This is a genomic window from Erysipelothrix urinaevulpis, from assembly GCF_009828835.1.
GTDB classification, from domain to species: domain Bacteria; phylum Bacillota_I; class Bacilli_A; order Erysipelotrichales; family Erysipelotrichaceae; genus Erysipelothrix; species Erysipelothrix urinaevulpis.
In genome coordinates, this window is record NZ_WTTB01000001.1 from 358,316 (window position 1) to 383,020 (window position 24,705).

The 24,705-nt window shown below is 33.4% G+C and carries 24 protein-coding genes; 20 read left to right on the forward strand and 4 right to left on the reverse strand.

Annotated elements, in window-relative coordinates; all coding sequences use genetic code 11:
• Positions 1–38: 38 nt before the first annotated feature.
• The 7 genes from GVV10_RS01840 (at position 39) to GVV10_RS01870 (ending at position 4,773) form a co-directional block, all read left to right on the forward strand.
• Positions 39–509, forward strand: a complete 471-nt coding sequence (locus GVV10_RS01840; RefSeq protein ID WP_159518970.1) for a DUF2975 domain-containing protein — start codon at positions 39–41, stop codon at positions 507–509.
• Positions 506–736 (forward strand): helix-turn-helix domain-containing protein, encoded by a 231-nt coding sequence (locus GVV10_RS01845; protein ID WP_159518972.1) that lies wholly within the window; start codon positions 506–508, stop codon positions 734–736. Before GVV10_RS01840 ends, GVV10_RS01845 begins: the two co-directional genes overlap by 4 nt.
• Positions 723–926: a DUF3955 domain-containing protein gene (locus tag GVV10_RS01850; RefSeq protein WP_159518974.1), complete on the forward strand. Its 204-nt coding sequence runs from the start codon at positions 723–725 to the stop codon at positions 924–926. The genes GVV10_RS01845 and GVV10_RS01850 overlap by 14 nt, the downstream gene beginning before the upstream one ends.
• A 206-nt stretch (positions 927–1,132) precedes the next feature.
• A complete protein-coding gene (locus GVV10_RS01855) occupies positions 1,133–2,419 on the forward strand; it encodes a PTS sugar transporter subunit IIC (RefSeq protein ID WP_159518976.1) in 1,287 nt (428 codons plus the stop codon).
• 48 nt (positions 2,420–2,467) lie between these two features.
• Positions 2,468–3,259 (forward strand): MurR/RpiR family transcriptional regulator, encoded by a 792-nt coding sequence (locus GVV10_RS01860; RefSeq protein WP_159518978.1) that lies wholly within the window; start codon positions 2,468–2,470, stop codon positions 3,257–3,259.
• The gene (locus GVV10_RS01865) at positions 3,222–4,409 is read left to right on the forward strand and encodes a MalY/PatB family protein (RefSeq protein WP_159518980.1); all 1,188 of its coding nucleotides are present in this window, start codon (positions 3,222–3,224) and stop codon (positions 4,407–4,409) included. Before GVV10_RS01860 ends, GVV10_RS01865 begins: the two co-directional genes overlap by 38 nt.
• Positions 4,399–4,773: a RidA family protein gene (locus GVV10_RS01870; RefSeq protein WP_159518982.1), complete on the forward strand. Its 375-nt coding sequence runs from the start codon at positions 4,399–4,401 to the stop codon at positions 4,771–4,773. Before GVV10_RS01865 ends, GVV10_RS01870 begins: the two co-directional genes overlap by 11 nt.
• A gap of 33 nt (positions 4,774–4,806) precedes the next feature.
• Here GVV10_RS01870 and GVV10_RS01875 read toward each other — a convergent pair whose 3' ends face one another.
• Both GVV10_RS01875 and GVV10_RS01880 read right to left on the reverse strand, forming a co-directional pair.
• Positions 4,807–6,021, reverse strand: a complete 1,215-nt coding sequence (locus GVV10_RS01875) for a cation:proton antiporter (RefSeq protein ID WP_159518984.1) — start codon at positions 6,019–6,021, stop codon at positions 4,807–4,809.
• Entirely contained in the window at positions 6,021–6,626 is a 606-nt protein-coding gene (locus GVV10_RS01880; RefSeq protein ID WP_159518986.1) for a TetR/AcrR family transcriptional regulator, read from the reverse strand. The genes GVV10_RS01875 and GVV10_RS01880 overlap by 1 nt, the downstream gene beginning before the upstream one ends.
• A gap of 148 nt (positions 6,627–6,774) precedes the next feature.
• Between GVV10_RS01880 and GVV10_RS01885 the strand changes: the two genes are divergently transcribed.
• From GVV10_RS01885 to GVV10_RS01900, 4 genes are all read left to right on the forward strand, one after another.
• The gene (locus tag GVV10_RS01885) at positions 6,775–7,230 is read left to right on the forward strand and encodes a hypothetical protein (protein WP_159518988.1); all 456 of its coding nucleotides are present in this window, start codon (positions 6,775–6,777) and stop codon (positions 7,228–7,230) included.
• A gap of 135 nt (positions 7,231–7,365) precedes the next feature.
• Positions 7,366–8,364 carry a LacI family DNA-binding transcriptional regulator gene (locus tag GVV10_RS01890; RefSeq protein WP_159518990.1) on the forward strand — a complete coding sequence of 333 codons (999 nt, stop codon included), beginning with the start codon at positions 7,366–7,368 and terminating at the stop codon, positions 8,362–8,364.
• Between the two features lie 71 nt (positions 8,365–8,435).
• Positions 8,436–9,011, forward strand: coding sequence for a DUF6434 domain-containing protein (locus tag GVV10_RS01895; RefSeq protein ID WP_159518992.1), 576 nt, complete (start codon positions 8,436–8,438; stop codon positions 9,009–9,011).
• Positions 9,012–9,268: 257 nt separating this feature from the next.
• Positions 9,269–10,432 carry a galactokinase gene (locus tag GVV10_RS01900; protein WP_201289965.1) on the forward strand — a complete coding sequence of 388 codons (1,164 nt, stop codon included), beginning with the start codon at positions 9,269–9,271 and terminating at the stop codon, positions 10,430–10,432.
• Positions 10,433–10,449: 17 nt separating this feature from the next.
• Here GVV10_RS01900 and GVV10_RS01905 read toward each other — a convergent pair whose 3' ends face one another.
• Positions 10,450–11,388 (reverse strand): aldose epimerase family protein, encoded by a 939-nt coding sequence (locus tag GVV10_RS01905; protein ID WP_159518994.1) that lies wholly within the window; start codon positions 11,386–11,388, stop codon positions 10,450–10,452.
• Positions 11,389–11,568: 180 nt separating this feature from the next.
• Between GVV10_RS01905 and glgP the strand changes: the two genes are divergently transcribed.
• Positions 11,569–13,809 carry a glycogen/starch/alpha-glucan family phosphorylase gene (gene glgP / locus GVV10_RS01910; RefSeq protein ID WP_159518996.1) on the forward strand — a complete coding sequence of 747 codons (2,241 nt, stop codon included), beginning with the start codon at positions 11,569–11,571 and terminating at the stop codon, positions 13,807–13,809.
• 8 nt (positions 13,810–13,817) lie between these two features.
• Here glgP and GVV10_RS01915 read toward each other — a convergent pair whose 3' ends face one another.
• Positions 13,818–14,621: a creatininase family protein gene (locus GVV10_RS01915; RefSeq protein ID WP_159518998.1), complete on the reverse strand. Its 804-nt coding sequence runs from the start codon at positions 14,619–14,621 to the stop codon at positions 13,818–13,820.
• 120 nt (positions 14,622–14,741) lie between these two features.
• Between GVV10_RS01915 and malQ the strand changes: the two genes are divergently transcribed.
• From malQ to GVV10_RS01955, 8 genes are all read left to right on the forward strand, one after another.
• Positions 14,742–16,187, forward strand: a complete 1,446-nt coding sequence (malQ, locus tag GVV10_RS01920; RefSeq protein ID WP_159519000.1) for a 4-alpha-glucanotransferase — start codon at positions 14,742–14,744, stop codon at positions 16,185–16,187.
• Positions 16,188–16,234: 47 nt separating this feature from the next.
• Positions 16,235–17,230 (forward strand): LacI family DNA-binding transcriptional regulator, encoded by a 996-nt coding sequence (locus GVV10_RS01925; protein ID WP_159519002.1) that lies wholly within the window; start codon positions 16,235–16,237, stop codon positions 17,228–17,230.
• A gap of 178 nt (positions 17,231–17,408) precedes the next feature.
• A complete protein-coding gene (locus GVV10_RS01930) occupies positions 17,409–18,674 on the forward strand; it encodes an ABC transporter substrate-binding protein (protein ID WP_159519004.1) in 1,266 nt (421 codons plus the stop codon).
• Positions 18,675–18,721: 47 nt separating this feature from the next.
• Complete coding sequence (locus GVV10_RS01935) at positions 18,722–19,618, forward strand: carbohydrate ABC transporter permease (RefSeq protein WP_159519006.1); 897 nt, start codon at positions 18,722–18,724, stop codon at positions 19,616–19,618.
• Entirely contained in the window at positions 19,618–20,490 is an 873-nt protein-coding gene (locus GVV10_RS01940) for a carbohydrate ABC transporter permease (protein WP_159519008.1), read from the forward strand. Before GVV10_RS01935 ends, GVV10_RS01940 begins: the two co-directional genes overlap by 1 nt.
• On the forward strand, positions 20,490–21,371 hold the full coding sequence (locus GVV10_RS01945; RefSeq protein ID WP_159519010.1) for a nucleoside hydrolase: 882 nt from the start codon (positions 20,490–20,492) through the stop codon (positions 21,369–21,371). Before GVV10_RS01940 ends, GVV10_RS01945 begins: the two co-directional genes overlap by 1 nt.
• A complete protein-coding gene (locus GVV10_RS01950) occupies positions 21,352–23,352 on the forward strand; it encodes an ADP-ribosylglycohydrolase family protein (protein WP_159519012.1) in 2,001 nt (666 codons plus the stop codon). The genes GVV10_RS01945 and GVV10_RS01950 overlap by 20 nt, the downstream gene beginning before the upstream one ends.
• On the forward strand, positions 23,352–24,638 hold the full coding sequence (locus GVV10_RS01955) for an alpha-amylase family glycosyl hydrolase (RefSeq protein WP_159519015.1): 1,287 nt from the start codon (positions 23,352–23,354) through the stop codon (positions 24,636–24,638). Before GVV10_RS01950 ends, GVV10_RS01955 begins: the two co-directional genes overlap by 1 nt.
• The last annotated feature ends 67 nt before the right edge of the window (positions 24,639–24,705 follow it).

Sequence of the window (24,705 nt, forward strand, 5' to 3'; positions counted from 1 at the left end):
TAAAAAGAACGTAATATAATACATGAAGGAGTGATTGTATGAAACGTGTAGATTCAAGTCGGGTGTTAAGGGTTCTCATTCTTAGTTTTTTTATTTTAGGAGTCTATATCATGATAGGATTTGCTCCGAAAATATGGATAATCTACTTTCAACATCAGGTATCCAAGATTATCTTTAGTTTGTTTATGATGTTGAGTTCAATTCCATATTTTTTATCACTTGTGATATTATGGCGTTTAGTGGATTCGTATGCTAAGAATCAGTTTATTAATGCCAATAATGTGAAAGCAATCAAAACTATTTCGTACTTTAGTTTAATTGAATTCATTCTATATCTCTTCATTTCAATACTTTTAATTATTACAAATATAACAGTTGGAATTGAAGGGAAAATGTTTATCTTGGTTATTTTACTCGTCTCGTCGTTATTAACGATAACTCTTTCAGTATTTTCAACCATTCTTTATGAGGCAGTTCACTTAAAAGAAGAAAGTGAGCTGACAATATGAAAGATAAAATTGAAGTCAATCTCGATGTCATGTTGGCTAAACGAAAAATGTCTGTGACAGAATTAGCAGAAAGAGTTGGTATTACGATTTCAAATATATCGATTCTCAAAAATGGTAAAGCGAAAGCAATTCGATTCGAGACGTTGGCCAGCATATGCGAAGCACTTGACTGTCAACCTGGTGAAATATTATATTACAGAAAGGACGATGAAAATGAAGAAAATTAACAATAAAATCGTAACGATACCTTTTGTTTTGGCAATCGGTTTATTAATTATAAGTGTATTGAATCCAGCATACGTTGATGATGCAGGATTTCTACATGAAAAATTTTTCCTGATTCCAATGACTTATATGTTCTTATTTATTGGAATTATCTTAGTTGTTTATAATGTCGTTGTTAAAGTTAAAAAATAATACAAAGAAGACTGTTGTGAGCGTGATGTTTCTCTTAAATGAGATGGATCACTATCAACAGTCTTTTTTTAAAAAACGTGGAATGTAATCCTAAAAACTGTCTAAATGATGGGAAATTTCCCAAAAGAATGAATATACATTTATCAAGGAGACACTATAATGTAGTTGAAAGCGATATCAAATGAATCGCTATAGGAGGAAAGAAAATGGATCGTTTTATTCAATTTATTGAAGAAAAGATGGTACCAAAGGTTGCGAAAGTAACAAATACACGTTATTTTAATGCCTTGAAATCAGGGTTTTTGGTTATCATGCCACTGACAATCATTGGTTCAATATTTTTATTAATCACTGATTTTCCATTGCCGGGTTATGCAGAATTTATGGCTGGTATATTTGGAGCGGATTGGACAAGTTATTTAGACTCTGCTTACAGAGCAACATTCAATTTAATGGGCTTTTTGTTAGCAGGAACAATTGCTTATCGTCTTGCAGAAGATTATAATATGGATGCCTTATCAACAATGATTTTATCATTAGTTGCTTATGTTGTTGTTTTACCTAAATCTGTAATCACAGAATCAGGAGAAGTTGTTGGTAGAGTTCTATCATTTACTTGGCTTGGTACACAAGGGGTTATTACAGCTTTGGTCATGGCGTTTTTAACAGTAGAAATTGTACGCTTTTTTGTTGAGAGAGACCTGACAATTAAAATGCCTGATTCAGTGCCTACCATGGTATCTCAATCATTCAGTGCTTTAATACCAGGGTTTGCAGTTGTTATGGTTAGTTTACTGCTTGCTGGGTTATCAAGAGCAGTTGCTGGTTCATTTCCAGAACTAATTTATCAAATCATTCAAATTCCTTTAGAAGGTCTTACGTCATCTTTAGGTGCAATCGTGGTTGTCGCCGGATTAAATGGTTTCTTATGGTGGTTTGGTATTCATCCAACAGTTGTTAATTCAGTTGTAAACCCGTTACTAAACGCAAACTCAGTTAAAAATTTAGAATTATTTAAAGCAAATAATCTAACATTAGCTACAGGTAACGTTGGAACAATCCAAATGATTGATCAATTTGCAACAATTGGTGGAGCAGGTCTTACACTTGGTTTAGTGATAGCTATGTTATTAGTAGCACGCTCATCACGTTTGAAAGCAATGTCAAAATTAATTGGTGTTCCATCACTCTTTAACATTAATGAACCAATAATCTTTGGTTTACCAGTTGTTTTTAACCCATTGATGTTAATCCCTATTACAGTTGCACCAATGGTCTCAGTTTTAATTGCATATTTCGCAATGAAAATAAACTTTATGCCAATGTTCAATGGTGTAGTTGCACCTTGGCCAACACCACCAATCTTCTCAGGATTTTTAGTAGCTGGGTGGCAAGGGGCTGTCGTACAAATTATCTGTATCATTGCAGCCACAATAATATATTATCCATTCGTCAAGGCATTGGATAATCAATATTTAAAAGAAGAAGCATAAATAAATAGATAAAATAAGGTATAATTCAAGAGATAAGGGAGGTTAAAAATGGTACTGAGTAAACAAATTTCACTCCATGCTTATACACTCACTGAGATGGAAAAGCAACTTCTTCGAAATCTCTTGGATTATTCTGATGAGTTTGAATATAAAAATTTTACAATCGAATTTATTTCTGAACAATTTAATGTCTCAAAAACAAGTGTTCATCGTTTTACACAAAAATTAGGATATGAGAGTTTCGTTTATTTTAAAGATGACTATTTTAACCGGGATGTCATGTCGAAAACAAGTCAAGAAGAACCAAATCAATATGTTGATATGTTGAAACATACCTATGAATTAGTCAATGATTCTATTTCAGAAGATCTATTAATTGCAATGATCCAGGCAAAAAGAATTGTGATCTATGGTATGGGTATGAGTAATTTTCTTGGCAAAATGTTCCAAATTAAGTTGCAATTGTTTGGAAAAACAGTGGAACAATTTGATGATTCACGCTACATGAGACTGTCAGCGAAAAGTTTAAATTCAAAAGAGGATTTGGTGTTTGTTTTATCAAGAAGTGGTAAGCCACCTGAAATTGTTGAAGCAATTATCGAAGCAAATTTTAGGAAAGTAAAGATTGTATTAATAACAGAAGAACCTAAGTCTCCATTGGGGGGCTTATCGGATTTTATCATTCAAACTTCATTCAGTAAAGATTCTGACCAGGCAATTGATACAAGAATTAATGCTCATGTAGCATTAGATGTCTTAATGAATCGCTTTATTGAAAGAAAAGAGAAAGAAGTTTTAGAGAATGACACAAAAAGTATCGACCCTCAACAGGGAGAATAATGGTTCTAAAAAGTGGAACAGGAACTATATCGAAAAACGATTTAATATTCAAGAAAAACAAAAGATATATCCATTGTTTATTGCGGATATGGATTTTAGACATTCCGATAAAATAATAAAACAGCTGGAGAAGGTCGTTTTGGACGATGATTTTGGATACTTTGATGTCTGTGAATCGTATTATCATAGTATTTGTCGGTGGCAAAAGAAAGTCCATCACATTGAATTAAAGGAAGAATGGATTATTCCAGCAAATGGCACGATTGCAGCTTTACATATGGCGGCAAGTGCACTTGCAGTCAATGACAATTTTTTAATTATGACACCAGTTTATGGCGTATTTAAAACAATTGGGTTATCGTTTGGGAAACTATATGACTATGCATTAAAAGAAGTTAAAGGGCGATATAGTTTTGATTTAAAAGAAATTGAACAAGCGATTATCACTCAGAACATAAATACACTGATTTTTTGTAATCCACATAATCCCTCAGGTAGAATGTGGACAAAGGATGAATTGAAGAGCCTTGTTGGTGTTTGTAAAAAACATAAGGTTAAGATATTTTCAGATGAGATTCATGGTGATCTTATTTTAACTGACGAAAAATTTGTTTCATTGATAGAATTCAATGACATTTATTCTGACATTTTAGTCAGTACTTCCCCTAATAAATCCTTTAATCTGTCTGGATTAACAACGTCGTATTTATTAACGAATAATTCAACATGGAAAAATTTAATTGAGCAAGAAATGCTTAAGTACCACATCTCAATGAATCGTATGGGTATTGAAGCATCGAGAATTGTATATGATTATGGCCAAGAATGGTTTAGTGATGTCCTTGTCGTTATTAAGGAAAATATACTGATAGTTGAAGAAATGTGTCGGGACACTGATTTAGGATTTATGGCACCTGATGCTGGTTATCTTTTATGGATTAAGCTTGATAAAGTTAAAGATATTGACCGATATATTCAAGATTTGTCATTCAAAACAGGTGTTTTGCTCGAAACGGGAAGTCGATTTATTGGTAATTATAATCAGTATATTCGTATTAATGTTGCAACTGATCGAAACTTACTCATTGAAGCAATGACACTCTTTAAAAATCATTATGAAAACTATGAAGGAGATTCAAATGAAAACTAGTTATTACACGCCTAATGCACCAGAGGCAGTAGGACCATATGAACAAGCGTGTGCAAGCAATGGATTTTTGTTTACATCAGGTCAGTTAGGAATAGATCCTAAAACTAAGCAATTTGTTGATGGGATTGAAGCACAAACGCATCAAGTCATGAAAAATATTCAAGCAATTTTGGAACAAGCAGGTAGTAGTTTGGATGACATTCTAAAAACAACGATTTATTTAACGGACATGGATGACTTTGGTGTTGTGAATGAAGTCTATGCAAGTTATTTTACAGAAAGTGTTCCAGCACGTTCGGCATTTCAAGTGGTGGCACTACCCTTGAATGGTTTGATTGAGATTGAAGTTATCGCAAACCAATAGAAAAACGAACAATTTGTTCGTTTTTCTATTTTCTTAAGTAGCTTGGTTAAATTCATTTGCCCATTCAAAGGCTTTTTTTGATAACACAACGGCAATGATTTCGTTAATAACGGCTGCAGCAGCAATCGTACCTTGAATTAACAATGCTGCGTTCGGATCTTTTATCATAAGTGTACTTGCAGCAATCCCTGTAAAGACTAGCGAAACACCAGAGTGCGGTAAAAGGGTTAGACCAAGATATTTTTGTACTGTATGAGGAAGCTTGGTATATTTCGCTCCAGCATAAGCACCGATATATTTTCCCAACGCTCTTGAGAGAATATAAATTAACGTAAATAATCCAGCACCAAAGATTAATTCATAATTGAGCGGTGCACCTAAATTCATAATAACTAGTAAGAGCCCTAAACCAATCACTGGATTTAGATTATGCATGATAATTTCTTGTTTTTGTTGTGGAATGAGATTGGAAAACCCGGACGAGAAAGCCATGCCTAGTAGCATAAAATTAATTAAATCTTGTTTAAATACATAAGAGTTGATAATGATAGAAAAGCCAGCAATGAGTATAATCCCAAACAAAACCAATATTTCATTTGAATACGATGTTTTATTCATGAGATATCCAACACAAAGTCCGCTGACTAATCCAATGATTAAAGGAACGGCAATCATTGCGATGACATTTAATACAATAGAACCGATTCCTTGACTTGCATCGGATGCAATGAGTGAATTTGTTGTCAAGAAGATGACAATCGCAACAATATCATCCAATGCAGCCATTGGAATGAGGGTATCAGTTAAAGGTCCCTTTGTTTTAAACTCTTTCACGATGGACAACGCTGGTGCAGGCGCGGTCGCTAAAGCAATCGCTCCAAATAAAGGTGCTATGTAAGTTGGTTGTTTTAAAATAAATAATGCAATGTAAAATATAAAGGTAACAAATACAAACGTGAAGAGTGATTGGAAAAGTGTTGTTATCACGACCTTAGATCCTGTCTTCTTTAATTTATCAATGACAAGTTCCGAACCTATAATCAATCCAACAATTGTTTCAAAGACAGCAAGTAAAACATGATACCAATTCGAAGTGATAAGGTTATCACTCAGTATATTTAAACCAAAAGGTCCAATGACCATGCCGGTAATGAGCCAACCTAAAATTTCTGGTAAGCCAAGACGACTGACTATTTTTCCAGCGATAAAAGCTAAACAAATTGAAAAAAACAAGCGAATTATTAACATTATATACCTCTTTCTATTGTGCCATAAAGTAAAGTATCAATTAAGATATCAAATAAGTCTAAATATTCTGTCAATGATTCTTTATTGGTGAACATAAAGTTATGGTTAAATGTATCAAGTACAAGTAAGTAATAATTAATTACTTGATTTTTACTTAAACCTTCTCTTAATGGCGCATGACGAACAATTTCCTTTAAAATGTTTTCATTTAGTTCTTTAATATTATGATGTAATTGATTGATTTCCACTCTAAGGTGTTCTGGTGGAGTAATGATGGATTTGAAGAACACACTTGAATAAACAGGGTAATGGATCGAAAAATTTTTACGTGTATCAAGATAGTTCTTTAAATCTGACTCAAAACCATTGCCTAATACAACATTTTCTTTTAAATTAAGATAAAACAACGAATAAACATAGTTTACAGTTTCAAGATACAAGGCGTCCTTGCTCTGGAAATGATGATAAAATTGTCCCTTAGAGATTTTATTATCTTCACAAAACTGGTTGAGTGATAAAGAATCATAACTTTCATCTGCTAATACTTGACATGCAGAGTCAATAATCATCTCTTTGCTGCGTTTTCCTTTAATTGTTTTTGCCATATAAACCTCCAAACAGACCAAGTGGTTTGTTTATGATAACACAGAAAAATTCTAAACACAAGGATTCATAACATTAAACGAAGGATTTGTGAATCAAGTTTAATTTAATCACATAAATATGTTATTATAATCAAGAATTGGAGGAAATATGAAAAAATTAGTCAGTGTTTTAATTGTCTTGTTGTTGATAACAGCTTGTTCAACAACCAAGAAACCCGAAGAAGAAGTGAAAGTTCCTGAAGAAAGTGAAACAATCGCAACAACTGAGGATGAAAAAGAAAACGAAGTAGAAGAACCAAAAGAAGAAGAAAAAGAAGAACCAAAAAAAGAAGAAACTGAAAAACTAACAGAAACCCCAAAGGTTATGAGTCGTGATGAATTTATTGTTTCGACATTTTCTAAATATGGTTATAATGCCGATTTAGGAAACTTCAGAATTAATAACCAAGGTCCCAAAAAAGTTGTTGCAATCTACAAACAACCTGTTTCAAAGGGACGACCAATTATAAATAAAATGGTCTTCCTTGCTGATGATTCTAACGGTAATCATGAACTGCTCTTTGTCATGGTTAACAATCAAGTTAAATTTGGCAATGATCAATAATTTAAACAAGCTAGTTGTGTTAAACAATTAGCTTTTTATAGTCTTGAAGGCAACAAAAAAGAAGGTTGTAAAGACAAGCTAGAGAAATCCTTGTTAAATTTACCTAATTTTACTAAAATAGAGTCAGGTGATAAAATGGCAACATTAAAAGATGTAGCGAAAAAAGCCAATGTTAGTATTGCGACTGTGTCAAGAGTGTTAAACTATGATGAAACAATCAATGTTAAAGAAAGTACACGCGAAACAATATTTGAGGCGGCTCAAGCATTAGACTATAAAATAAAAAACAAACCAATTAAAAGTGAAATTCAAATCGGTATTGTACAATGGATTTCAAGTGATCAAGAAGACGAAGATCCTTATTATTTAGATTTGAGAAAAAATGTAGAGAGTTATTATATTAAACAAGGCATTCCAACCATGAAATTCTATAAAGAAAATTTAGAGTCTTTATATGACACAAAGAATTTGAACGGTTTGATTTGTATTGGGAAATTTTCAATGGAACAAGTGAGAGCATTTCAACAATTTACTCGTTCATTAATTTTTGTAGACTCCAATCCTGATGAAAGGAATGTTTCCTCTATCGTCCACGATTTAAAACTTGGGACGCAAATTGCACTTCAACATCTGAATGATATGGGACATACACGAATCGCGTACATAGGGGGTAGAGAGTTACTAGGCGAGCAACAGATACCCTATCAAGATAAACGCGAATTAACATATCTTGATGAAATGAAAAAAGATAGATTTGACTATGAGAATAAGTATATCTATATTGGAGATTATAATTCACAAACAGGGGTCGATGCAGTCGGATTTTATCTCGATGAAGTTGACCCAAATCCAACAGCTTTTTTATGCGCGAGTGATACCATTGCGATGGGCGTCCTCAGTGCACTTGGAACGCACGGTAAAATCAATGACTTCTCAGTGATGGGGTTTAATGATAGTGTCGCAAGTCAATTTTATAATCCACCCATCACCACAATTCATTTGGACACAAAAACTATGGGTCAGCTTGCAGCAAGTCAATTGTTACTTCTTGTGGAAAACCCAAATTCAATGCCAAGTAAAACAATTATAAAACCACGCCTTATTTCACGGAAAACAGTCCAAACGATTGAGTAGAAATTAAGTTTATCAGGTGTTATAAGTGTTGAAAGTTGTGATAACAAATGTTAGAAAGTAGGATAATCACTATGGAAGGTAGACCAGATTTGAAAATTGGATTAAATGCAGAAGAGTTTAGAAAGTATTACTATTTAAAAAAAGAATTGGTTAGTTTTTGCAAAGACAATGGTCTTTCTACTTCTGGGGGTAAGTTGGAAATAACTGATAGGATATATAATTATTTAGACTCAGGAATCAAACGAAATCATCAATCTCATTTAAAAACAAAAACTTTTGTTCCCGATAATTTAGATTTAACAACTAAAATCGAGGATAATATCAAATGTTCTGAATTTCATCGAGCATTTTTCAAAAAACATTTAGGAGAAACGTTCTCATTTAATGTTGTCTTTCAAAAATGGCTTAAAGAGAATTCAGGCAGGACTTATGCAGAGGCATGTGAAGCATATAAAAGAATTAAAGAAGAAAAGAAAGTAACAAAGACAAAAATTGATCGACAGTTTGAATATAATACTTATATAAGAGATTTTTTTGAGAATAACAAAGGTAAAACTCTACAAGAGGCAATACAATGTTGGAAATATAAGAAGGGTCTTTCGGGTCATAATAAATATGAAAAGGATGATTTAATAGTACTAGAGTGAAATGAGTACGTATTTTATTATCTATAAATAAATGTTAACAAATATTTTTTGAAACCAAACTAAATTTGGTTTTTTTTATATTGACCAAACGATTACTCATTGCTTGAGTGATCTTTAAACAGCTTTGGTTCAAACCTATGGAATGGGTGATATGTTTACTTCATTTATGGGACACTTCATGCTTGACACCTAAGCTTCCTTTTATTATAGTAAAAGAAAGGTAAAAATTTAGTAAAATAGATAGGTGGAAATGAAAAATGATAAAAAACGAACTAGAGAAAAAATTTGAGACAGTGTTTCAAAAAAAAGCTGAAGCGACATATTTTGCACCAGGAAGAATAAATTTAATCGGTGAACATATTGATTACCATGGTGGGAAAGTATTACCTGCCGCGATAAGTATTGGAACTTACGGTGTTGTCAAGAAAAGAGAGGATAACCTTATTCAATTTTATTCTGCAAACTTCGAGGGTGAAGGAATATATCAATTTACATTACCAGTTGGTGAGTATGATAAAAAAGATAGTTGGACAAATTATACAAAAGGAATCATAAAAATTTTAGATGATGCAGGGTATAGTTTAAGTCATGGATTTGATTTATTAGTCTACGGAAACATTCCCTATGGATCAGGTTTATCCAGCAGCGCATCGCTGGAAGTGCTCATGGCATGGATATTAAAAGAATTGTATAACTTTGATTATAGTCGTGTAGATACAGCTATTTATACCAAACAATCAGAAAATGACTATGTTGGAGTTAATTGTGGAATCATGGATCAATTTGCCGTTGCAATGGGGAAAGTAAACCAAGCGATGTTGTTAGATACTAATGATCTCAGTTACGAATATGTCCCCATTGAATTAACAGATAGTAGTATTTTAATTATGAATTCAAATAGAAAACGCGGCCTTGAAGACTCGTTATATAACCAAAGAAGAACTGAATCAGAACAAGCCTTCGAACTTATTAATTCAACGCTAAAAAAAGAGTATTTAAGTGATTTTACACTTGATGAACTTTATGAAAATAAAGAAATGATTTCAGATGAATTACTTTATCGAAGAGCCCATCATGTTGTTAGTGAAAACGTAAGAACAATGGAGGCAGTGCAAGCACTTAAAAACAACGATCTTATTGAATTTGGGAACTTACTAAATCAAAGCCATGCTTCATTAAAAAACGATTACGAAGTCAGCAGTTTAGAACTTGATCTTTTAGTCGAAACAGTTCAAAATCTAGAAGGTGTTTACGGTGCACGAATGACAGGAGCAGGTTTTGGTGGATGTGCAATTGCTCTTGTAGAGAATAGTCAACTTGAAAAAGTAAGTGAAATTGTTAAAAGGGTATATAAAGAAAATACCGAATATGAAGCAGACACATATGTTGCAGAAATATATAATGGGGTACAAAAAATATAAAATAAAAGCAGCTTATCTCAAGCTGCTTTTATTTTATATTTAATTGTTTGTCGATACGGGTTATCTAATGTATGAATTTGATTGTAGCCAAGATTGATACCATTGGGTAAACCTTGAGGCTCAATCGCAATCATTTCATGATTTTTTGCCAAACCATATTGCTTAAATTCATAAGACTTTTCAAAGAAATTTGCGAAGTAGATTACAGCGAAGTTTTCAGTGGATGAAATTTCTAAAGAGATATCCTTCATTGGACTAACTAAAGTAATCGGGTAATCATTAATCTTATAGGGATGGTCAATATGGCGAGTGATCTTAAACTGCGGGTGATCTTTGGATAAATGATCACAGATTTGACGTGTTTGATTAAAATCAAACACAGACTCAGTCGCAAATGAGTTCTCATTTGTGGGAACATTACTCGAATCTAAGGTCGATACAAAATGACTGTTAATGGTCAAATGGTGATCAGCAATTGTTTTTGATTGACCTAAATTAAAGTAAGTGTGTTGAGTCATATTGATTAATGTAGGTTCATGTGGAATGGCTTGAATGTCAATGGTAAGTGTATCATTCGATAGTTTGTAGTCAACCGAATAATTAACATCTTCATGGACAAGTGTTGCTTGTAGCCATCCATCCTTCATTTTAGTAATTTTGAAAGTTTGAAATGACACGCCACTGCTTCCACCATGCAAATGATTTGAACCTTGATTTTTATCTAATTTAATGACATCTCCATTATATTGATACCTTGCATCCTTAACACGACCCGCATGGGGACCAACCAAGGCATTTAGATAATAACCATTGTTTTGATAATCATCAAGCGAGACAAATTGTCTTGTTAAATCTATCCATTGTCCACTAACAAGTCGTTTTAGACTATAAATTGTACAACCATAATCTAAGAGTTCAAGTTCCAAAACATCATTCTTAATTTTATATACATTCACTATGGTTTCACCTCTTGTTTATTTTATCATAAATAAGAAAGGATAATTAAGACAAACTAGAAATTATAATGGCATCATTTAGAATGATTGGGAAAAGCGATGAATGTCATTATGGTTTTGCTTTACAAACATCTTAAGCATGCTATAATGAAAATGGAAAACGTTTTCTAAGGAGGAAATATGGAAAAGAAAATATTAGATTATCTAACACTAGATTTAGATACATGTACTACGGATGAATTATATAATGAAGTGCTTTCGATGACAAAAGAAATGTCAAAAATTAAAAAAGAAGTGACCGGAGAACGCACAGTTTATTACATGTCAGCTGAATTTTTAATTGGAAAGTTACTCAGTAATAATTTAATGAATTTAGGAATTTATGACGAGCTAGAATCTATTCTTGTTAAACATGGCCGCTCAATAACGGAATTAGAAGATTATGAACCTGAACCATCATTGGGGAATGGTGGACTTGGACGTTTAGCAGCTTGTTTCTTAGATTCAATTGCGACTCTTGGAATTAAAGGTGAAGGACTTGGTTTGCTATATCACTTCGGTTTATTTAAACAAGTCTTTCAAAATAATCAACAAACCGAGCATAAAGATGCCTGGTTGGATCGACCATCTTGGGCAATGCCAACAGATTTTAAAACAACATTTAAAATTGGTGATGTTGATGTCGTAAGTCGAATGTATAAAATTGATGTACTTGGCTATAATGAGTATAAAATACCGTTGAATTTGTTTGATCTAGAGTCTGTTGATGAAAAGCTTGTGAGTGACGGCATTCGTTTCGATCAAGAAAAATTAGAGAGTAACCTCACCCTTTTCCTTTATCCTGATGATTCAAATGAAAAAGGACTTCGATTACGGTTTGCGCAACAATTTTTCATGGTTAAAAGTGGATTAGCGTGGATTTTAGAAAATCACAAAAACCACTTGGAAGATCTTGATAAACATGCAGTGATTCAGATTAATGACACCCATCCAGCAATGGCCATTGTTCTTTTATACCAAGCGTTATTGAAGCATGGGATAACGAACGATAAAGCATTAAAAATTGTTGAAAATACATTTGCTTACACCAATCATACAATTTTAGCAGAAGCGCTTGAAAAATGGCCTATTCATTATTTTGAAAGTGTTGATCATTCTCTTGTTCCTCTCCTTCATGAACTTAATGAAAAAGCAAAATCAAGAAGCAATGATTCTAAAACATTAATTATCGATGAACAAGGTCTTGTCCACATGGCTGCCTTATCGATTCATTTCAGTCATAGTACTAATGGTGTTGCTGCATTACATACGGATATCTTAAAGAACACTGAATTAAAACATTTTTATGACTTGTATCCTGATAAATTTAATAACAAGACGAATGGTATTACGTTTAGACGCTGGTTGCAATTTTCAAATCCAGAATTAACTAAATACATTGAATCTCTCATAGGATCAGAATTTAAGGAAAACGCAATGGAATTAGAGAAACTAAGTCAGTTTGCAGAAGATAACACTGTACAAAAAGAAATAGAAAATATTAAATATATGAATAAAAAACGACTTGCGGAGTTTTTAAAGCGTGAACAATCAATCGAAATTAACGTTGATTCTGTCTTTGATATTCAAATCAAACGACTCCACGAGTATAAACGTCAACAGATGAATTTACTTTATGCGATTGATATGGTCGAAGAAATTCGTTCAGGTAAGATTCCATCGAGACCTCTAACAATGTTTTTTGGATCAAAAGCTGCTCCTGCATATACACTAGCAAAAGATATTATTCATGCTTTGTTAGTTTTATCGAAAATCATTGATAATGATCCAATTGTTTCACCTCATTTAAAAATTGTATTTGTTGAAAATTATAATGTAACCAAAGCTGAGTATTTGATCCCAGCCTGTGATATTTCGGAACAAATATCTTTAGCAAGTAAAGAAGCAAGTGGAACTGGTAATATGAAATTTATGCTTAATGGTGCATTAACGTTAGGAACTTTGGATGGAGCAAACGTTGAAATATCAGAACTTGTTGGTTCTGAAAATATTTATATTTTTGGTGAGTCTAGTGAAACTGTTATTGCTCATTATGAACATGAAGATTATGTCTCAAAAGTTTACTATGAAGATAATGTGAGAATTAAAAGAGCTTGTGACTTTTTAGTAACTGAAGAAATGTTGGCTCTTGGAAATCAAACTAATTTAGATCGTCTCTATCAAGAATTGTTGAATAAAGACTGGTTTATGACTTTATTAGATCTAGAAGACTATATCAACACAAAGAATCGAATGTTAGAAGATTATGAAGATCGAGAAGCTTGGAATACCAAGGTTATTCATAATATTGCGAAAGCAGGATTCTTTTCAAGTGACCGTACTATTGCCCAGTATAATGAAGAAATTTGGAATATCAAGTAAAAAAAGACCTACAGGTCTTTTTTTGTTAATTGTTCGTAAGAATTAATAATTCTTTTTGATAATGTTTCAATTTGAATTTCAAAATGTTGTCTTCCTAAATCAGCGTTTGATTCTTTGACAGGTATTTCTGTACCAACTCCCAAATCTTCGATAAGCATCTTGTCGTTTTTTGATAAATCCACCAGATCAGGACAAAGGTGCATCATATATGATGTTTCATAACCTCCCGCATGATCACCATATTTTAGAGGATGTCCGTCTTCTAATGCCTCAAATTCCATGAATGCTAGAACAGGTTCAAGACCATTGTCGTGTTTGAATTGATATGCTATTTGTTTCATCATATCATCTTGAACAGGTGGATTATGACCTGATATTAAAACGACCATTTTAATGCCGCGATCTAATAAGTTCTTAACAATGCTTCCAATATAACCAACAAGCACAGATGTTTCTACATGATAATAATTTCCTGGCAACATAAAACCGGCAACAGCATCCATACCAATGCCAATTCCATGTCCAGCATCCCAGTGAGCATCAGCAGCACCATAAATTGGTGGCATAACAATCCCGCCCGTTATTTTTGCACATGATTGACACAGAGCTTCAGCTTTAATCGTGTCCACGCCTAAGGGATTATGACGACCATGCCACTCAACAGTCCCTAATGGAATGTAAGCAATTGAAGCTTGATCCAAACGAGTTAACAGTTGTCCTGGTCGTAATTTGTTGACATCAGGGTCATTAGACGTTAATGATTCCAAGGGTACATGTTTGTGAACGGTATCGCAATTATATTTTTTTTCCATTTTCTATCACCTAGATTTAGGATAGCACTAGAAACCGCTTTCCACAATCTTTTTTTCTTGCATAATAACAAAACTAGGCTATAATAGAAAGTATAGAAAACGTTTTCTAGGAGGTTTAAGATGAGAAAGTCAGGTATACTTTGTCCTGTGTTTTCTTTGCCGGGCACTTATGGTATTGGTGACTTTGGTAAGGATGCATATGACTTTGTCGATATATTACATCATGAAAAGGTTAAAATTTGGCAAATCTTGCCATTAAATCCTGTTGGATTTGGCTATTCACCCTATCAACCATTTTCGTCCTATGCAGGTGATGAGATGTATGTTGATTTAGAAAATATAGCAGAATTAAAAGATGTTGTTTTACCAGAAAAATTTGTCAACAACAAGGTAAATTATTTAGAAGCAAAGAACATTAAAGAACGTTACTTACGCCGAGCATTTTTATTGTTTGATGCGAATAATGAGAATTATCAATTGTTTACAAAGGATGCTTTTTGGTTAGATGATTATGTAAAATTTAAAGTACTTAAAATGTATAATGGCCAAAGAAGTTGGACAGAATGGGATGAGAGTGTTGAAAATTATTACTTTCCTCAAGGAGAACCTATTTCTGAAGCGGCTTATGAAATGGATTTTGAACGGTATAAACAATTTATTTTCATGAAACAATGGCACGATTTAAAAGACTATGCAAATGCTAAAGGTATTGAAATTATGGGCGATATTCCATTTTATGTTGGTTTGGACTCAGCGGATGTTTGGGCAAATCAAGCATTGTTTGAGCTTAAAGATAAAGAACCAATTTTTGTTGCAGGGGTTCCGCCAGATTATTTTGCAAAAACAGGTCAACGTTGGGGGAACCCAATATACGACTGGCAGGCCTTGAAGGATGAAAATTACAAATTTTGGATAGACCGACTATCTTGGAATCAAGATCTCTATGACATTATTCGCCTTGATCATTTTAGAGCATTTGATACCTATTGGAAGATTAATGCTGATTGTGAAACAGCAATTGATGGGGTATGGGAACTTGGTCCAGCTTATGATGTGTTGGACGAAATTTATCGTCAGATCCCCAATATCAATATGATTGCGGAAGATTTAGGTGATTTACGTCCAGAAGTTCACGAACTGAGAAAACATTATCAAATGTATGGTATGAAAATTACCCAGTTTGCACTTGATGCCAACGAAAATAATAATGATTTTGATGATCATAGAACGTTGATTATTTATACAGGAACCCATGATAATGAAACAATCGTTCAATGGTATAAAGATATAAGTAAAGAAAATAAAAGGCATGTTGACAATATTTTGAGTGAACAAAAACTAGATGACCGACCTTTGAATCAAGCGTTAATTCAATTAAGCATGAATTCCATTGCTGATGTAGCAATCATTCCTTTGGCAGATATTTTAGGCCTTGATAAAAAAGGAAGAATTAATACTCCAGGTACAATTGGGAGCCCGAATTGGGAATGGAAGATTGAAGACTTTGATGATACAATTAAAGAAATGAATTGGTTTTCTCAATCAATCATTGCAAGTAAAAGATAACTCTATTAAAATAGAGTTATCTTTTACTGTAGAAAGTAGGCAAATCTATGTCAAATAATATTAAAGATGTTGCAAAAGAAGCGGGAGTTGCGATATCAACGGTTTCAAAAGTACTTAATAATTATCCTGGTGTCAGTGAAGCCTCGAAGAAAAAAGTATTAAAAGCTGTTCATAAATTAAATTATACACCCAATCGGGTTGCATCTGCTCTTTCTTCAAAGACCGGTAACAGAATTGGCCTTGTTATGATTATCAATAAAAATTATCAAGCCATTGATGAATTGAATATGCAGTATTTGTTAGGGGCAATTTCTGCTGCACATAAGTTAAAAATAGAAGTAATTCCGATTTTCTCCTCTTTTTTTGAAGGATTGAGTAAAGAAGAAACATTACAATACTTCAGTAAAAATCAAATTTCATCGCTTGTTTTATATGGGATGAGTCGAGATTATAATGTATTTCACGACATCATTAAAGAAGAACGCTTTTCAGTGGTCGTTGTTGATGCCCCCTTTATTAACGATAAGACATCTTCAATAATGATAAATCATACAAAAGCACAATATGAAATTGCTGAAATGGCAATTAAGGATACGTCCGCAAAGTCTATCCTCTATTTAGCAGGGGATGAAAATGGTTATGTTACCACCATGAGGATTAACGGAATAAAAGGTCTAATGGATCGCCATAATCTTACAATTGATATTGAGTATGCCGATTTTAGTGAACGACTTGCTTATACCAAAGTTTTAGCTTCAAAAAAAGCATATGATCTTATTATCTGTGCTTCAGATTTGATGGCAATAGGGGCAATGAATGCGGCAAAAGAAAAAGGAATAAATCCGACAATTACTGGATATGATGGGATAACGTTGCTTTCGTATATACCGACTGAAATTAAAACAGTAAAACAAAATTTCTTTCAAATATCATACGAAGCTGTTCATGAGGTCAACCAAATCAATGAAGGAAAAGAAGGAGAACCGATTTATGTCGCCTATGAAATTGGAACTCGAAAATATGAAGATATTTTTAATAATTGAGAATATACAAATCAAGTATATTCTTTTTTATTTAAAGCATTAGAAGTGCATATTTAGAAGTTTAATGAAAATGGGTCGATGATAATAAAAAAAGATATATTGACAACGCTTACATATGTTGATATTATGAAGACATGATAGAAAACGTTTTCTATAACGTTGCAAGGAGGAAGTATTGATGAAGAAATTAGGATTAGTTTCATTCGTAGTGTTATCTTTATTACTTACAGCTTGTGGTTCAGGAAATGGCAAAGGAGAAAAAAAGACTTTGACTGTTTTCCAAAATAAAGCAGAAATGACAGAACCTCTTCAAGCATATGCAAATGCATGGGGCGAGAAGAATGACGTAGAAGTCACTGTTAAAACATGTACAGGTGCATGTGATTATGGTGCACAAATGAAAGCAGATATTAATGCTGGGGAAGCAGCTGACATATTCTTGGTTGAAGGTGAGAGTGGCTATAATTTATACAAAGATATTATCGCACCTTTAGATGGAGAAAAATGGACAGAGCATACATCATACGCATTCAAACAAAATGATTCAGTATTTGGATACCCAGTTGCTGTTGAAGGTTGGGGCTTAGCGTATAATAAAGATATGATGGACAAAGCAGGTGTTGATATCTCAACATTAAACTCACTCGAAGGTTATCAAGCAGCATTTGAAAAAGTTTCAGCAATGAAGGATGAACTTGGGATTATCGATGTTGTTGCAAACGTAAGTGCAGAAGGACATACCTGGGTTATGGGGAATCATGACTTTGCAGCATACTTATCAGCTGGTTTAGCATCGGATGATAAGAAAATCTTAGATCTTACTTTAGAAGGTAAAGTTGATGAAAAACGTTTAAATGATTATGCAGATTGGGTAGAGTTGCTGTTTAACTATACTGATGAAAAATTATTAACAGTTGGTAGTGCTGATGATCAATTCGCATTATTTGGTGAAGGAAAATATGCATTTATGCACCAAGGAACATGGGCAGATATCAACGTTAAAAATGCTGGTGGAGAATTTGAAATGGGCTTTGCACCATACGGTAGTTTAGGTAGTGAAAAAACAGAAGGATTATTTATTGGATCATCATCCTATTATGTTGTCAATAAAGATTCCAAACAAGCAGATACTGCAAAAGCATTCTTGAATGATTTAGCAATGACTGAAGAAGGTCAAAAGATGTTAGTTGAGGAAGCACAATTGATTTCAGCATTTACAAATAATTCACTCAAACCAGAATTACCATTATCAAAATTTGTTGCAGATTGGATTGTAGCTGATAAACCAGCATATTCCTTTACCAATCAATACTCATTGCCTGATGGATTTGGAACTAACACTCTAGGTCAAATATTCGGACAATTTGCCAATAAGAAGATTGACAAAGCCAAATTTGTTGAGCTCGTAACAGACGCAATTTCTAAAATTCCGTCAGGAAACTAGACTGAGAGGGTAAGCATGGCTTACCCTTTTTTTGAAAGGAGTTAATGATGAAAAAAAGAGAATGGACATATTATTTATTTATCGCACCCGCTGTTATTGCATTTCTAATGGTTGTTGCTGTCCCATTTTTTATGGGAGTATTTTATTCGTTTACTGATTGGAAAGGTTTTGCCAGCTCAGGCATCTCGTTTGTCGGTTTTACACATTATATAGAAAGTTTTAAAGATCCACAGTATTTGTATTCAATCATTGTGACATTTGTTTTTGGTTTCTTTAACTTTGTTGTGGTGAACGTAGTTTCATTTGGGATGGCACTCTTAGTTTCATCAAAAATTAAAGGAAGAAACTTGTACCGAACTGGATTCTTTGTGCCCAACTTAATTGGTGGGTTAGTATTGGGGTACATTTGGCAATTTATGTTTAACAGTGTTTTACCAGCATTTGGAGAAATATTACAATTTTCTGTTTTAAAAGATACATTTTTCTTAGCAGATCCAAAACTTGCGACAATTGCTCTTGTTACAACAGCAACGTGGCAATATGCTGGATATATTATGATGATTTACTATACGTCACTACAGGGAATTCCTAAAGGTCTTGTTGAAGCAAGTGAGCTGGATGGTGCTTCTTGGTTACAAAAGTTGCGTCATATTATTGTTCCGATGATTGCTCCAGCATTTACAATTTCATTATTCTTAACCTTAAGTAATTCGTTTAAGCAGTTTGATGTTATTGTTTCGTTAACCAATGGGGGACCATCTGCAATGTTTATGGGACAAGCTGTAAAAGCAACAGAGCTACTGTCTGTTAATATTTATAATACGGCATCTATTCGTAATATGATGGCTCAATCTCAGGCTAAAGCGGTGATGTTCTTTATTGTATTAGCAATTATTTCATTTATACAGACGTCTTTAACTCGAAGAAAGGAGATAGAACAATAATGAAGAAAAAGAAAATAGGTTTAATATTTTTAGAAGTTTTCGCAATTTTGTTCTTTATTTTATATCTTTCTCCCCTTATTTTGCTTGTAATTAACTCTGCAAAAAGTGGTAGTCAAATTATTACCAATCCATTAGCACTCCCAGAGGATTGGGGCATGTTATGGAAAAATATTACAGCAGTACTTACGAGTCCAACGGTTAATTACAAGAGCTCATTTCTTTCAAGTACTATAATTACTGTTGGTTCGTTATTCACCATTACTTTTTTTGGAGCCATGGCGGGATGGGCGTTAACACGTAATAAATCAAAAACATCAACAGTTATATATTTTATGTTTGTTGCAGCGATGGTTATTCCGTTTCAAATTGTAATGTTTCCACTTGTTAGTTGGTTTAAAACATTAAGTGATGCTGTAACAGTGCCAATTTTTGGTTTTTCATTGTTACGAACTTATCAAGGAATGATCTTTGCTTACCTTGGCTTTGGAATGCCGATGACAGTGTTTATGTTTTCGGGATTTGTTAAAGGAATTCCTTATGAGATTGAGGAAGCAGCACGAATTGATGGATGTAATCAATTTCAAATATTCTTTCATATCATCTTACCGATGTTGAAACCGATTGTTGTGACAGTGTTAATCCTAAATGGAATTTGGATTTGGAATGACTTCCTACTTCCATTGCTTGTGTTAGGTAAAGGGAATGCAATTCAAACAATTCCATTGGCAGTTTCAAACTTTGCAGGTGCTTATGTTAAACAGTGGGATATGATCTTAACATCGACATTATTAGCGATAATACCAGTGCTAATACTCTTTGTTTTAGGACAAAAACATATTATTCAAGGGATGACTGATGGAGCTGTTAAATAATGATTAAATTAATTATTGATACAGATATTGGGAATGATATTGATGATGCTATGGCTCTATCTTTTGCGTTAAATCATTCGGAGATTGACTTACTGGCAATTACAACGACAAGTGGTGAAGCTTGGTATCGTAAACGGATTGCTGAAGAATTCGTAGCATTGAGTTCAAGCCATGTTCCTGTTTATGAAGGCTTATCGTGTCCTTTATTGGGAAAGAAACTTCAACCCGAAACCTTTCAAAGGTTGAAAACGGTTAAAAAAGATTCAATTGTCAGTGAGAATCCTTTCGCAGCTGTTCAAGCAATAGCAGATTTAGTCGAACGCTATCCTGATCAAATTGTCTTGTGTGCCATTGGTCCCTTCAGCAATGTTGCATTGTTTATCCAATCATACCCAAAGTTAGTTCCAAAACTAAAGAAAGTAATTGTTATGGGCTACAAGGTATCACAGGATATCGATGATATGCACAAACTTGATTGGAATGTTATGTGTGATGAGGTTGCAGCACAAAGTCTTGTTCAAGCGGATTTTAAAGAATTAGTGATTGTACCGTGTGATGTGACCTATGATATCCATTCAGATAAAACTGTCTTAGGTGAAAAATTGCATGGTGTTCATCATCAACTGATTAAAGAATTGGCTGCTTATTGGTTTGAAAAGTATGATGGCTTTAGTTATCATGATCCAATTACATTATTGTATCTCGTCAAGCCTGAATTATTTGATGTTGAGCATGGAACTTTAGTGTATAATTCTTCTAATAGTCCATTATTAACGCAGTATGATTGGTTAGAGTCAACGAAAAAAAGTAGTCATACCTTAGTGACAAAATTAAATAAAGAAGAGGTTTTAAAAGCACTTTATGAAACACTCAATAAATAAAAACACACACCAAAGAATTTATAATGGTGTTTTAGGGAAAGTCATCGCTGTGTATTTAGGAAAACCTGTTGAAGGGTGGAGTTATGACAAGATAAAAAATGATTATGGTTACATCGATTATTTTGTGCATGATGATTTAGAGAAAGCGATTATAGAACCAGATGATGATATTTCTGGAACATTTTCTTTTATTCACGCCTACAACAATGATTTTAAGATTGGAAGTAAAGAAATAGGTGACACATGGCTTAATCGTGTCATTGAACATAAAAATATATTTTGGTGGGGTGGACTTTATCGTTCGACTGAACACACAGCATATTATAATTTAAAAACGGGTATACCAGCTCCGAAATCAGGCAGTAAAGAGTGTAATGGTGTGATTGTCTCGGAACAGATTGGCTCACAAATATTTATTGATGGTTGGGGATTATTATTCCCTGATGATTTTAAGTTAGCTTACGATTATGCTTGTAAAGCAGCTGCTGTTTCACATGATGGTATCGCGATAAAAATGGCTGGATTTATTGCTGCTTTGGAGTCGTATAGCTTTGTGGAAAAGGATTTGGATAAAGCTGTTTTAACAGTACTTAATCATATCAATGATGTATATTTAAGCAATTTAGTTGATGAAATAATAGAGGTCGTTAACACTTCTGATCATTGGCGTTTAACGCGTAATTATATTGAAGATAATCACGGTTATGAACGATACGGTGGGAATTGCCCCATTGTAACAAATTTTTTGGTGATTATAGCAGCCTTGTATCATGCGCCAGATTCTTATATTGATGCGGTCGCAATTTCAATATCAATGGGTTGGGATACAGATTGTAATGCTGGTAATGTGGGTTGTATTCAAGGCATTCGTTGTGGATTAAATGAAACCAGAACTATAGCATTGAAACAGCGTGTTAATGAACAATTATATGTTTCAGATGCAATGGGAGAACATGTTCTAAGTGATGCATGTAAAGTTACAAATCAAATAATAGCGTTGAGAAATGATGATCTTAAACCCCGTTTTTCATTTAATTTCCCAGGTTCTACACAAGGCTTTGTCATGGCTGGACAGGGCCAAATAAGTAATAACACCGGGGAAGGATTAAACATTCTAAGTGACTCAGAGTGTCGAGTTAGTGTCGAATTGTTTAAACTTAAAGAAGACATTCCCGAAAGTGGTTATGAGGTCATGATGCTTCCACAAATTTATCCAGGACAATCATTTGTAATTAAGTCTACCCTTGATGATAAATCAAACACAAGACTTGGTTATGTCTATTGGAACGCTAACAATGATTTGTGCTTTTATGAAGAAAGGATTGCAAGTAATAATCATATTTTAAGAGTTGAACCGGAGACAGGAATGATTGTAAAAGAATTGTATTTTATTCTCCCAAAGAAAAACGACTGTACTATTTTCAGTGTTGATATTAAGGGCTCACCTTCAATTGAAATTAAATCAACAGATCAGATGAGTCCAAATTATATCGCAGGTTCAAATCAACCATACTGGATTCAACAGTTTATGGATACAACGCAGTATTCTACAGTCGATCATTTATCATCCATTTGTATATCAGATGAGCGGATACATCAGCTTGTTTATACAGGTTATTTAAACATGAATGCTTATAATATAAGAACAAAGATTGAATTAAGCGGGCATCAAGAAACAGGGCTTGTTTTTCATATGAGAGGACTTTTAGATTTTTATAAATTGAGTATCAATCAAGAGAAAAACAGGATTAAAATAGTAAAAGTTAACATCCATGAGGAAATATTAATAACGGAAGTCGAATGTGAACTTGATCGCTTCGTCGAAATAAAAGGCTGTATTCAGGATGATAAAGGAATGTTTATAATCAACGATACACTAAGCATTAATTTTGAAATGGAGTACAACTCAGGTTATGTTGGTTACTTCATATCTAAAGGAACACTGCAAGTTCATTCATTATCAATAGGAGGAATTAAATAATGAATTACAAAGAAAATCTAACTGAATCAATTTATCAAGTATTTACTAGAAATCATTCTGCTGAAGGGACATTTTCGAAAGTCACAAAAGATATCCCAAGAATTGCGGAAATGGGCTTTGATTATTTATATTTATTACCGTTTCATCCAAATAGTGAAAAGGGGAGAAAGGGTGATTTAGGAAGTCCATATGCGATTTCTGATTACTATGCAGTTGACCCTGCGTATGGTGATTTGACTGACCTTCAAGAACTAGTTGAAAGTGCTCATAATCATGGTTTAAAAGTTATGATTGACATTGTGATAAACCATACAGGGCGTGATCACCGTTACACCATTGAAAATCCAGAATACTATTATCATAACGAAAAAGGAGACTTCATTAATCGTGTTGAAGATTGGTATGACGTCTATGATTTAAACTACAGCAATCAAGCACTGAGACAAGAATTAATTGATATGTTAACGTATTGGGCTAAGTTTGGTATTGATGCTTATCGTTGTGATGTTGGATCGTTGGTTCCTGTTGATTTTTGGGTTGATGCGAAAGCGGCTGTTCGTGAAGTGAATCCTGATCACTTTTGGTTAGCAGAGAGCTGCCATGGTGAATTTATTTTTGACTTGAGATCAAGGGGTTATGAAGTGGCGTCAGATGCTGAATTATATCAAGCCTTTGATTGTCTTTATAATTACGATATCCATGATACATTGCTTCCAACATTACGACAAGAACTAGGATTAATGGAATTGAAGAAACGTTATCGATATCAAGAGTGGAGTTTTCCAAGCAATTATCTTAAATTAAATTGTCTTGAAAATCATGATCAACCTCGAATACAAGGGGTTCTACGAGATAGAATTGCAAATAGAAATTGGACTGCTTTTTCTTTCTTTAACAAAGGATTAGGATTTGTTTATGCTGGTCAAGAATTCTTTTCAACAAAGCAACCAAGCTTGTTTACCAAAGATTTAATTGAGGAAATGCATCAAGAAGATCATCAAATGGATTTTATTGCTTCATTAATTAACATGAAAAAATCAGGGTTTATTGAACGTCATACTCGCTATGAAATGATATTAAATGAAGAAGAATGTCTGGTTTCAAGATATGAAACAAATGAAGAGTATATTTACGGAATATTTAATGTTAAAAACATTAATACAAAGATTAATATCGGCTTAGACGATGGTTTATATAATGATGTTATAATAGGTGAAGCATTTACTGTTGAAAAAGGATATATTGATTTAGCAAGTGAGCCAGTAATCTTTAGAGTTAAAAAATAAAGTTGAAAAACTACCGATTAATATTTCGGTAGTTTTTTTGACATTCGTTTTAACCTTGAGAAAACGC